8 protein-coding genes are annotated in these 12,040 nt (G+C 71.1%); 4 read left to right on the top strand and 4 right to left on the bottom strand.

Going from position 1 to position 12,040, the window contains the following annotated elements; genetic code table 11:
- Positions 1-185: 185 nt before the first annotated feature.
- The 3 genes from ACIQBL_RS20930 (at position 186) to ACIQBL_RS20920 (ending at position 6,364) form a co-directional block, all read left to right on the top strand.
- Positions 186-2,075 carry an RICIN domain-containing protein gene (locus tag ACIQBL_RS20930; protein ID WP_401943889.1) on the top strand — a complete coding sequence of 630 codons (1,890 nt, stop codon included), beginning with the start codon at positions 186-188 and terminating at the stop codon, positions 2,073-2,075.
- A gap of 255 nt (positions 2,076-2,330) precedes the next feature.
- The gene (locus ACIQBL_RS20925; protein ID WP_401943888.1) at positions 2,331-4,814 is read left to right on the top strand and encodes a beta-glucosidase; all 2,484 of its coding nucleotides are present in this window, start codon (positions 2,331-2,333) and stop codon (positions 4,812-4,814) included.
- A gap of 38 nt (positions 4,815-4,852) precedes the next feature.
- A complete protein-coding gene (locus ACIQBL_RS20920; RefSeq protein ID WP_401943886.1) occupies positions 4,853-6,364 on the top strand; it encodes an amidohydrolase in 1,512 nt (503 codons plus the stop codon).
- Positions 6,365-6,443: 79 nt separating this feature from the next.
- Here the strand turns inward: ACIQBL_RS20920 and ACIQBL_RS20915 are convergent, their stop codons facing one another.
- Complete coding sequence (locus ACIQBL_RS20915) at positions 6,444-7,751, bottom strand: lysine N(6)-hydroxylase/L-ornithine N(5)-oxygenase family protein (protein ID WP_401943885.1); 1,308 nt, start codon at positions 7,749-7,751, stop codon at positions 6,444-6,446.
- A gap of 99 nt (positions 7,752-7,850) precedes the next feature.
- Here ACIQBL_RS20915 and ACIQBL_RS20910 point away from each other — a divergent pair, with 99 nt between their 5' ends.
- Complete coding sequence (locus ACIQBL_RS20910; RefSeq protein ID WP_401943883.1) at positions 7,851-8,804, top strand: methionyl-tRNA formyltransferase; 954 nt, start codon at positions 7,851-7,853, stop codon at positions 8,802-8,804.
- A gap of 117 nt (positions 8,805-8,921) precedes the next feature.
- Here ACIQBL_RS20910 and ACIQBL_RS20905 read toward each other — a convergent pair whose 3' ends face one another.
- From ACIQBL_RS20905 to ACIQBL_RS20895, 3 genes are read right to left on the bottom strand one after another with little or no spacing between them, the layout of a single operon-like run.
- Positions 8,922-9,809, bottom strand: coding sequence for an ABC transporter ATP-binding protein (locus ACIQBL_RS20905; RefSeq protein WP_401943881.1), 888 nt, complete (start codon positions 9,807-9,809; stop codon positions 8,922-8,924).
- 4 nt (positions 9,810-9,813) lie between these two features.
- Positions 9,814-10,887 (bottom strand): FecCD family ABC transporter permease, encoded by a 1,074-nt coding sequence (locus tag ACIQBL_RS20900; RefSeq protein WP_401943880.1) that lies wholly within the window; start codon positions 10,885-10,887, stop codon positions 9,814-9,816.
- Positions 10,884-11,879 carry a FecCD family ABC transporter permease gene (locus tag ACIQBL_RS20895; RefSeq protein WP_401944047.1) on the bottom strand — a complete coding sequence of 332 codons (996 nt, stop codon included), beginning with the start codon at positions 11,877-11,879 and terminating at the stop codon, positions 10,884-10,886. Before ACIQBL_RS20895 ends, ACIQBL_RS20900 begins: the two co-directional genes overlap by 4 nt.
- Positions 11,880-12,040 lie beyond the last annotated feature (161 nt).

Here is a 12,040-nt window from a genome sequence, read left to right as displayed (position 1 = left end):
TCACTCGAACTCCTTGTTTCCTGTCAGAGGCTTGTGCGAGTGTGAGCCACCCCGTGAGGCGAGTGGCGAGAAGTCAATGGTCAGGGTCGTTTTCTGACACCTCATAGGTATGCACCAATCAAGCGCCTGCTTTCCGATGGTCGGGCATTCGTGTGCCGTCCTGCGGCTTGGAAGGAAATGGTTCCGTGCAATCCCCCTACCCCCCACGCCCACCGTTCCCGCCCCGCCCCGGAGCGAGTCCGGGGGAGTCCGACCGCAATCTCGTCGCGCAACTCGGCGATAAGACCGCGGGCACCCGTGCCGTCGCCCTGCTGCTCGCCCGCCATTGGCAGGCGACAAGTGAATATGCCTCCATCTGTCTCGCCTCCGCCGGGAGTTCGGCGTCCATGGTGGCGACCGCCGCCTTCCACCAGGTACTGTCCGGCCGCGCGACCGGCGGCGCCCTGCGCCCCCAACTCCTTGTAGCGGTAAGGGAGATGGTGAAGAAGTGGGCTGCGGAGGACCGAATTACCGCGCTGCTGCCGGAACTTCGTAAACCCACCGGCGGCCGGGGTCTGCGCGCGGCGCGGCCCGGGACCTCCGAAAGGCGGCAGCTCGCTGAACGTGCTTTCGGGGCGCTGCCGGGCGCCTCCCAATGCCTGTTGTGGCACACCGAGGCCGAGGCCGAACCCATATCCGTACCGGCCGGTCTGCTGGGCGTGGACGAGGCCACCGCGAGCGCCGCGCTGGACCAGGCACGTGAACAATTCAGGGCGGGCTGCGTGCGCGCCCACCGGGAACTCGCACCGACCCCGGAATGCCGCCACTACAACCGACTCCTCGACGTCCCGATCCGCCGCGGCGGCAGCCTGCTGCCCGATGTGCAACGGCATCTCATGACATGCCGCTACTGCCGTTTCGCGGCGGAACAACTGAGTCATTTCGACGGCGGCCTCGAAGTGCTGCTCGCCGAGACCGTCCTCGGCTGGGGCGCCCGCCGCTACCTCGACTCACGGCCCGGCCGCGCGACCCCCGAGACCTCCGCCCGCGCCGCCCGCCACCCGGTGGGCCGCCACCGCCCCGCGGCGGACGGCCGCCTCGCCTTTCCCCGCAGGCACCCCAAGGCCGCGGTGGTCGGCGTGGGCCTGGCCTCCCTCGCCCTGCTCGCCACCGTGCTCGTCACCAAGGGCTGGACCGAGGGGGACAACGCGCCCGATCCGCAGGCCACCTGGGGTGCGCCCAGCGGCAGTTCGACCCACCCGAGCCCCGTCGCCGCACCCTCGTCCGACGGTTCCGCGTCGACGGCAGCCGCCGTCGCGGGCGTCGTCGAGCAGGGCGTCCTGCGCAGCCTCGATTCGGGACTGTGCGTCGACGTCCCGGGCGGCCGACTGGAGACCGGCGCCGCCGTCGCCATGGCGGCGTGCTCGTCCGCCGGGTCCCAGCAGTGGTCGTACGACCAGGACGGTCTGCTGCGCAGCCTCGCCGACCCCGGACTCTGCCTGGGCTCCGACACCACCGCGGGCACGGTCACCCTGGCCGGCTGCCTGGTGCACGCGGGCGAGGTGCACTACGACCTGACGGTGCGCGGCGAACTCCTGCTCCGCTGGAGCCGGGGACTGGCCGTCGCCCCCGTGAGCGGGAAGGCGGGGGCACGGGTCGAGGTGACGGAACGGGACGGGTCCGCCGGGCAGCGGTGGGCGCTGGAATCCGGCACTGACGCGCGGGTGAAGCAGGGCGAACCGGGCGGAGAGGGAGAGGCCGAAGGGAAGGGTGGTGTGCCTGGGAGCAGCGGCGCACCGAACGTGCCCGGGCCGCCCGAGGGCGCGCCTCTGGGCGACCAGCCGCCACCGCCTCCTCCCTCGAACCTGCCGCAACAGCGGCAGAGCGACCCGCAGTACGCGCCCCGCGCCGCGCAGGTCGCCTGTTGCGGCGATCCCGCGCCGGTATCCGAGCCCGTGGGCGCGGGCGCGGGCGCGGGCGCGGGTACGGGTACGGGTACGGGTACGGGTGCCGTCGTCGGCGCCGTGCAGCCATTGGCGACGGTCGTGACGGACGTCGTGAACACCGTCACCGGCCTGATCCCGGTACTGCGCTGACCGTGGGGCCACCCCATGCGGGTGGCCCCACGCCCGTCCCACCCTTCGGTTCTTGTCGACTCGCGGCCGATTTCTGTTGGAATCGTTGACACGAGTCAGTGGCGGTCATAGTTTTCCCGCCGCGCGATGGGTTCCCAACGGGTCGTCAAGTCGGGCCTGACGCATGGTGCGTTCAGATTCCGAACACGGTCCGGGGCGCCGAGGCGCACCCGCGGTCCACAACGTCGTGCCCGCACACCGAAGGAGTGACGGCTCATGACCGACACCGTGTCCCGGCGATCCGCCCTGCGTCTGCTGGGCGGCGCGATCGCGGTCGCCACGGCGGCCACCACCGGACTCGTCTTCCCGTCGCACGCGTACGCGTCCATGCAGGCCAGACCCGAGGCGGGGGCCGGCCCCCGCGTCGAAGGACTCCTGGCCAAGCTCACCCTCGACGAGAAGATCTCCCTCCTGCACGGCGCCACCGACCCGAACTCGCTCGGCCAGGCCGGATACCTCCCCGGCGTCCCCCGCCTGAAGATCCCGCCGCTACGGCTCACCGACGGTCCCGCCGGCGTCCGCGTCACCGCACACGCCACCGCCCTCCCGGCCCCCGTCCTGCTCGCTTCCGCCTTCGACCCGGAACTCGCCCGCCGCTACGGCCGGGTCGTCGGCCGCGAGGGACGCGCCCTCGGCCAGGACGTCCTGCTGTCCCCGATGGTCAACCTCATCCGCACCCCGTACGCGGGCCGCAACTTCGAGACCTTCAGCGAGGACCCACTGCTCGCCGGCGACCTGGTCGCCGCCGAGATCAAGGGCATCCAGGGCGAGGGACTCGTCGCGACCGTCAAGCACTTCGCAATGAACAACCAGGAGAAGGACCGCAACGCCATCGACGTGCGGGTCGACGAACAGACCATGCACGAGAGCGAGTTGCGCGGTTTCGAAGCGGCGATCGGTGCGGGCGCCGGCGCGGTCATGGGCGCGTACAACAAGGTCAACGGCACGTTCGCCTGCGAGAACAAGACCCTCCTCACCGACGTCCTGCGCGGCCAATGGGGCTTCGACGGCTGGGTGATGACCGACTGGTTCGCCGCGCACAGCACCGTCGCCGCGATCACGGCCGGTCTCGACATGGAGATGCCCGACGGGACGTACTTCGGCGCACCCCTCAAGTCGGCCGTGCGGAACGGCAGTCTGCCCGAGTCGTACGTCGACCGCGCGGTGCGCCGGATCCTCAGCGTCATGGACCGGTTCGGGCTCCTCGACGGCAGCGCGCCGCCGCGCCCCGACCGCGACGCGAAGGCGGGTGCCGCCGTCGCCCTGGAGGTCGCCAAGGCGGGCGCGACCCTGCTCCGCAACGAACACCGCACCCTCCCGCTGACCGACGGCTCCATCGCGGTCATCGGCCCCACCGGCACCCTTCCCTTCGTCAGCGGCGGCGGCAGCGCGCATGTCGTACCGGACGGTGCGGACAGCCCCCTCGACGCGATCAGGGCGCGGGCCGGTTCCGGCACCCGGGTGACGTACACGCTCGGCGAGGACCTGTTCGGCAAGGCGCTCCCCGCGTCCGCCCTCACCCCCGCCTTCGACAGCGAAGGGCAGCGGGTGGACGCCGGCAAGACGTGGGAGTACGACGGCTCGCTCGCCGTCGCCGGGACCGACGAGTGGACCTTCGTGCTCCACTTCTCCTCCGCCCCCACCGCCCGCCCCCAAGTCCTCCTGGACGGTGAGGAGTTGTTCCCGCTCGCGGCCGGATACGGCGAGTACTTCTCGGGCGGCCTGGTCTCGGCCGACCCAGACGGCCTCTCCGTACGCCGCAAGACCCTCACCCTCGCCAAGGGCGCCCACACCCTGAAGATCACCGCCGCGGGCGGCGACGCCGGACTGCTGTTCCGGCTGCGCCGCATCACCGGTGCGACCCGCGCGCAGGACGTCACCGACGCCGTCAGCGCGGCCCGCTCCGCCCGCAGTGTCGTCCTGTTCGCCTACGAGGACGCCACCGAGGGCGTGGACCGCACAACCCTCCAACTCCCCGGAAACCAGCCTCACTTGATCGACGCGGTGACGGCCGCGAACCCACGCACCACAGTCGTCCTCAACACCTCGTCCGCGACCTCGATGCCGTGGCTGGCTCGCGCAGGCGCGGTCCTCCAGATGTACTACCCGGGCCAGGAGGGCGCCGCCGCCACCACCGCCGTGCTGTTCGGCGACTGCGACCCCGGCGGCCGGCTCACCCAGTCCTTCCCGGTGGACGACGCCCACCACCCGGTCGCCGGCGACCCGCTCCGCTACCCCGGCGTGAACGGCACCGAGGAGTACTCCGAGGGCATCCACGTCGGCTACCGCTGGTACGACGCGGAGGGCGTACGGCCGCTCTACCCCTTCGGGCACGGACTGTCGTACACCTCCTTCTCCTACGACGACGTGTCGGCGCGCTGGAACGGCCACGGGCTGGACGTGACCTTCACGGTCCGCAACACCGGGCGCCGGGACGGTGTGGCCGTGCCTCAGGTGTACGTCGGGCGCTCACCGGACCTCCAACTCGACCAGGCTGTGCGGGTGTTGGGCGGTTATCGACGGCTCGCGCTGCGGGCGGGGGAGCGGCGGCGGGTCACGGTGCGTGTCGATGCGCGGACGTTGTCGTCGTGGGACGCGCGGCGGCATGCGTGGGTGCTGGGGACGGGGCGGCGGGCCGTGTGGGTCGGGGCGTCCTCGGGTGACCTTCGGCTGCGGACGGGCGCCGTCGTGAGGAGGTAAGGTAAGGCTAAGTTGACTTGGGGTCGGTGGAGGCTCATATGGCAGACAACGCAAGCGCCCCGGCGCCCGCGCTGACGCTCGCCCGGGTGCGGCTCGGTGCCCGTGGGCCGCTGGTCCGGGTGCGGGTGGCGGACGGCAGAGTCACCCACGTCGTGGCGGAAGCGGATGCGGATGCCGATGGGGACGCCGTGGTCGGCGGTGAGCGGGCTCTCGATCTCGGCGGGCGCGTGTTGTTGCCGGGTCTGTGGGACGCCCACGTCCACCTCGCGGAGTGGGCGAGCGCCCGGCACCGGCTGGACCTGGCCGGGACCGCGTCCGCGCGGGCGGTGGCCGACCTCGTCCGGGAGCGCGCCGGGGCATCCGACGGCGCGGTGCTCTACGGCTACGGGTTCCGCGACGGGTTGTGGCCCGATGCCCCGCACAAGCGGCTGCTGGACGCGGTGGTGCCCGATCGGCCCGTCGCCCTGGTCAGCGCCGATCTGCATGCCGCGTGGCTCAACTCCGCCTGCCTCGCCCTCGTCGGCCGGGGTGAGCACCCCACCGGCCTGCTCAGGGAGCACGAGGCCCACGAGGTTCTCTCCGCCCTCCCCGCGGCACCGGTCGAGCTGGTGGACGGCTGGATCGAGGACGCCTGCCTGGCCGCCGCCGCGCGCGGGGTCACCGGTGTCATCGACTTCCAGTTCGGCGACACGGTCGGGGACTGGGAACGGCGGTCGGCCGAATTCCGGCCCGCCGTACGGGTGTCGGCCGCCGTGTACCCGAGTTACCTGGAGGCGGCGGTCAAGCGTGGGCTGCGCACGGGGGACGACGTCGGTGCGGGTGGCGGTCTGGTACGGGTGGGCCCGCTGAAACTCTTCACGGACGGTTCCCTCAACACCCGTACCGCTCTGTGCCGCGACCCCTACCCGGGACTTGAGGAAACGGACGGCGCCCACGGCATCGAGGAGACGTCCCCCGGCGAGCTCGTACGGCTCATGCGCCGCGCCGCCGCGCACGGCATCGAACCCGCCGTGCACGCCATCGGCGACCGCGCCAACACCGTTGCCCTGGATGCCTTTGAAGCGGTGCGCTGCCGGGGCCGGATCGAGCACGCACAGCTGCTGAGCGCCGAAGACCTTCCGAGATTCGCCGAGTTGGGGGTTGTCGCCGGGGTACAGCCCCGGCACGCCACGGACGACCGCGACGTGGCGGACCGGCACTGGGCGGGACGTACCGAACGCGCCTTCGCCTACGGCGACTTGCTCGCCGCCGGTGCCCGGCTGGAGTTCGGCTCGGACGCGCCGGTCTCGCCGCTCGACCCCTGGCTCGCGATCGCGTCCGCCGTCAGCCGCACCGACGACGAACGTCCTGCCTGGCATCCGGAGCAACGCCTTTCCGTGCCGGACGCGTTGGTCGCGGCGGCTCGTGGACGCCGGCTCATCAGGGTCGGGGACCCGGCCGACCTGGTCGTCGTGGACGTGGACCCGCTGGACGCCGATCCGGACACCCTGCGTGCGATGCCGGTGCACGCCACGATGGCCAACGGCCGCTGGACACATGGGCCTTACTGAGGCGACGAGCGTGACTGGTAGAAAAACCCCGGGCCCGGAAGGGACCGTACCCTCCGGGCCCGGGGAGTCGGGGGTGGCGTCAGACGGGCAGTTTCGCCGCCTGTACCGAGTTGTGGATCTCCTCCGCCCGTACCGCGACCGTCGACAGCAGGGTGCTGGTCAGCCCGTGGGTGTGTTCGGTGCCGCCCTGGAGGTAGAGGCCGGCCGTCACCTCAGGGACCGTCTCGACCCGGTGGTCCCGGCCCACGCGGATCTCGTCGCCGTCGTCCCTGAGGCAGAGTTTGGCCGCCTCGCCGAGCAGCGAACTCAGGTCGCGGGGGCGGTAACCGGTGGCGAGCACCAGCACGTCGGCGCCCAGCACCTGCTTCTCGCCGGTGGGCAGGAACTCCACGGCGACGTCGAGGCCGCCGTCCGTCGCGGGGTCGACGGCGCGGATGCGGGAGACGTTGAGGAAGCGCAGCCGTTCCCGTCCGGACACCTTCTCCCGGTACGCGGTGGCGTACAGAGCCTCGATCAACTCCATGTCGACCACGGAGTAGTTGGTGGAGCGGTGGTAGTCGATGAGTGACTGCTTGACCTCGGACGGGGCCGAGAAGTAGACGTCCACCGCCTCCGGGTCGAAGATGCGGTTCGCGAACGGACTGTCGTCGGCCGGGGTGTAGCCGTACTTGGCGAACACCGAGCACACCTCGGCGTCCGGGAAGGTGCGGTGCAGATAGTCCACCGCCTCGGCGGCGCTCTGCCCGGCGCCGAGCACCACGGCCCGCCGCACGGGCGTGCCCGCCTCGGCCAGCCCGGTCGCGCGGGGTATCAACTCGCTGTTGTGCCAGACGCGTTCGCCCAGTTCGAGACCGGGCGGTACGTGCGGCTCAAGACCCATCGCGACGCTGATGTTGCGGGCCCGGCGGGTCACGGTCGTACCGGAACCCGAAGGGTCGCGGCTGGTGACGTCGAAGAAGGCCATCTCGCCGTCGTCGCCGCGCACCGGGTCGACGGAGACGACCTCGCTGTCGTAGGAGACCAGGTGGGAGACCCGCTCGGCCGCCCACTCGAAGTACTCGTGGAACTCCACGCGCAGCGGGAAGAGGGTCTTCTGGTTCAGGAAGTCGATCAGTCTCCCCTGCTCGCGCAGGAAGCACAGGAAGCTGTAGTCGCTGGTCGGATTCCTGAGCGTGACAAGGTCCTTGAGGAACGACACCTGCATCGTGGCGTCGTCGATCAGCATGCCCCGGTGCCAGCCGAAGCGCGGCTGGCGTTCCAGGAACAGGGCGTTGAGACGGCTGTCTGCCGGAAGGCTCTTGTTGTGCTCCTCAACCGCTATGGACAGTGCGAGATTTGACGGACCGAATCCGATTCCGAGTACGTCGTGGACGACTTCGGAATCCATGAGCGGTGACTTCACCGTGGCATCGCCTCCCTCAGGCAGCCCAATGCTAGATAAGGTAAGGCTTACCTTGCAATGGAGTCGTTGAAGGGAAGAACCGTCATGCGGGTCGTCATGCTCGGCTATCAGACCTGGGGTCACCGCACGCTGCAGGCGTTGCTGGACTCCGACCACGAGGTCGTGTCCGTCGTCACCCACCCGAAAAGTGAGCATGCCTACGAGAAGATCTGGGACGACAGCGTCGCCGAACTCGCCGAGAAGAACGACGTCCCCGTCCTGCTGCGCAACCGCCCCGACGACGCCGAACTCCTCGACGCCGTACGGGAAGCACGGCCGGACATCATCGTCGCCAACAACTGGCGCACCTGGCTGCCCCCGGAGCTGTTCGACCTCCCGCCGCACGGCACCCTCAACATCCACGACTCGCTGCTGCCGTCGTACGCCGGGTTCTCCCCGATCATCTGGGCGCTCCTGAACGACGAGCCGCGCGTCGGTGTCACCGCGCACCGCATGAACGGCGAACTCGACGCCGGGGACATCCTCATCCAGCGCTCGGTGCCGGTCGGGCCCACCGACACGGCGACCGACCTGTTCCACCGGACCGTCGACCTCATCGCGCCGATCGTGCGCGAGTCACTGGACCTGATCGCCTCGGGCCGCGACGCCGGCCAGTGGGTGCCGCAGGACCGGAGCCGCGCCAGCTTCTTCCACAAGCGGTCGGCCGAGGACAGCCGTGTCGACTGGAGTTGGCCCGCGGAGCGCTTGGCGCGCCTCGTACGCGCCCAGTCGGACCCGTACCCGAACGCGTACGCCTTCCATCGCGGTGAGCGGTTGAGGATCGTCTCGGCGGCTGCCTCGGAGGGGCGCTACGGCGGAACCCCGGGCCGGATCTTCATCCGGGAGGGGGATGGCGTGGTCGTCGTGGCGGGCCCCGAGGCCCATACCGGGCGCGGCCGTGGGCTGTTGGTGCGCCGGGTGCGCACCGACGACGGCACCGAGTACGCGGCCGGCGACTACTTCCGCACCATGGGCGGGTACTTGACGTCCCGGCCCTGAGCGAGCGGGCCCACGTCGGTCGGCGAGTCGGCCCGGGCGGGGTAGGCGTTTTCGAAAATGTGACACCTCATGCAGTAGGTGTCACATTTTCCCGGCCACCCTGTCGGTGGGGCACGCTCAGCTGGTCGTGACGGCGTCCTCGGACTTCTCGGCCCGGGAGGAGCCGTCATGGTGATGCCGCCCCAGCGGGATCACCAACGGCGTGCCGCTGACCGGGTCGGGCGCGATCCGGCAGCGCAGGTCGAAGACGTCCTCGACCGTGGCCTCGGTGACGACATCCGCGGGCGCGCCCTCGGCGACGATGCGGCCGGCCTTCATGGCGATGACGTGATCGGCGTACCGGCAGGCCTGGTTGAGGTCGTGGAGGACCATCACCACGGTGCGGCCCTCGCGCCGGTTGAGGTCCGTGATCAGGTCGAGTACGTCGATCTGGTGGGCGAGGTCGAGATAGGTCGTCGGCTCGTCGAGGAGCAGGACGGGGGTGCCCTGGGTAACCGCCATGGCTATCCAGGCGCGTTGCCGCTGGCCGCCGGAGAGTTCGTCGACCGGGCGCTCGGCGAGGTCGGTCAGGTTCGTTGCCTCAAGGGCCGCGTGCACGGCCTCCTCGTCGGCCGTGGACCACTGCCGCCACCAGGTCTGGTGCGGGGAACGGCCCCGGCCCACCAGGTCGAGGACGGTCAGCCCCTCCGGCGCCACCGGCGTCTGCGGCAAGATGCCCAGTTTGCGGGCGAGGTCACGGGTCGGCACGGAACGCAGCGCGACACCGTCCAGCTCCACGACACCCTGGCGCGGGGCCAGCAGCCGGGCGAGTGCCCGCAACAGGGTTGATTTCCCACAGGCGTTGGCGCCGACGATGGCCGTGATCCGGCCGGTCGGCACGGTGAGGTCCAGGTTGTCGACGACCACCCGTCCGTCGTAGGCGAGTTGCAGGTTCCGGGCGCGCAACTCGGGTCCCGGCGCGGGTGATTCGGACGTGCGCGGGGCGCGCGGGTCAGTGGTCGACATGCGATCAGCCTCCAGAGCCCGCGCGGTTGACGCGGATGAGCAGCCACAGCAGGACCGGCGCGCCGAGGGCACCGGTGACGATCCCGACCGGCAGTTCCGTCCCCGGGATCGCCTCACGGGCGAGGAGATCGGAGCCGAGGACGACGAACGCGCCGGTGAGACCGGAGACGAGCGGGGGCGGTGACGCGGTGCCCGCCAGCCGCTGGGCGATCTGCGGACAGGCCAGCGCGACGAACGCCACCGGACCGGCCGCCGCCGTACCGAAGGCGACCAGGCCGACTCCGGCCAACAGCAGTGCCAGCCGGACGGGTTGGACGGGTGTGCCGAGCCCGGCGGCCACGTCGTCGCCGAGCATCAGCGTGCGCATCCAGCGGCCCATGCCCAGGGTGATCGGCAGGAGTACGGCCAGGGCGATGGCCAGGGAGTCCACCTGGCTCCAGGTCCGGCCGTTGAGGTTGCCGACCAGCCAGCCGAGGGCCGCCTCCGCCTCGAACCGATTGCCGCGCGCCACAAGGAAGTTGGTGGCGCTGGAGCAGATCCAGGACACACCGATGCCGACGAGGATGATGCGGTACCCGGTCGCCCCGCCCTTCCACGCCAGCGCGTACACGAGCAGCGCGGTCACCAGCGCACCGAGCAACCCCAGCGTGGACAGGCCGAGTCCGCCGGTCCAGCCCAGAACGACCGCCGCCACTACGGCAGTTCCGGCGCCCTCGGTGAGACCGATCATGTCGGGGCTGGCCAGCGGATTGCGGGTCATCGTCTGGAACACGGCCCCGGAGACCCCGAACGCGACCCCGACCAGCAGTCCGACCAGAGCACGTGGCAGCCGTAGATCCTGGACGACGATGACCGTGCCCGCGTCGCCCGAACCCCACAGCGCCCTGATGACATCGGTGAACGCCACCGGATAGTCGCCGATGGTCAGACCCCAGCAGAACAGCAGGAAGGCGCCGAGCGCGACGCCAACTCCCGTGAGCAACAGGCGCGGACGCAGCACGCCGGACACCGGGGGGACGGCCAGCCGGAACGGCCGGTTGGCCAAAGCGGCTGGTGACGGTGGTGCGGGCACGCTCATACCTCCGCGAGCTTCCGGCGGCGGACCAGGACGATGAAGAACGGGCCGCCGAGGAAGGCGACGAGGACACCGGCCTGGATCTCGGTCGGGCGGTCCACCATCCGGCCCAGGATGTCGGCGGACAGCAGCAGCGCGGGCGCGAGCGCGGCGGACAGCGGCAGCAGCCAGCGGTAGTCGGGGCCGATGCCGACCCACTGGGCGAGGACGCGGGCGATGTGCGGGACGACCAGTCCGAGGAAGACGACAGGGCCGATGACGGCGACCGACGCGCCGGTCAGCAGTACGACCGCGGTGACGCCCTGGAGCCGTACCAGACCCAGCCGCCGCCCGAGGGAGGCGGCCACGTCGTCACCGAGGGCCATGCTGTTGAGGGCGGGCGCGCAGGACAGGGCCAGTACGGCGCCGACGGCGAGGAAGGGCAGGACGCTCACGAGGTCGCCGGAGTCCTGGTCGGCCAGGGTGCCGGCCGACCAGAAGCGGTAGCGGTCCAGCGCGTCCTGGTCGGTCAGCACGATGGCGCTGGTGAACGACTGGAGCAGCGAGGTGACGGCGACCCCGGCGAGCGCCAGTTTCACCGGGGTGGCCCCGGACCGGCCCAGCCGTCCCAGGAAGAAGACCACGACACTCGCCACGAGCGCCCCGCCGAACGCGAACCACACATAGCCGTACAGCGAGGTGGCCCCGAGCACCCCGACCGCCAGCACGATCGCGAAGGACGCCCCGGCACTCACCCCGAGAATCCCCGGGTCCGCGAGCGGATTGCGGGTCAGGGCCTGCATCAGCGCGCCGGACAGACCGAGCGCGGCGCCCGTCGTCAGACCGAGCAGAGTGCGGGGCACGCGCACCGACCAGATGACGTTGTCGATCAGCCGGCTGGGCGGGTGACCGAGGACCGAGCGCACGACCTGGTCGAGCGGGACGCTGAGCGCGCCCAGGGCCACGGACAGCAGGGAGAGCAGGACGAGGAGGGTGACGATCAGTGCCACCAGCACCGTGGTGCGAAGCCTTCTGCCTGAAGCCACGTGCCGGTCTCCATGTCGTGTTCCGGGTCGTCTTCCGGGTCATCTTCCGTGCTCTGGGGCCCTGTTGGCGGACCACCGGACGACCCGGCCGGCAGCTTAGGTGAGCATAACCTCAGTGGCTGTGGCGCGGG

Source organism: Streptomyces sp. NPDC088350 (genome assembly GCF_044753545.1).
Classification (GTDB): Bacteria; Actinomycetota; Actinomycetes; order Streptomycetales; family Streptomycetaceae; genus Streptomyces.
The sequence above is the reverse complement of the archived record's forward strand: the minus strand, read 5'-3'. Positions and strand labels throughout refer to the sequence as shown.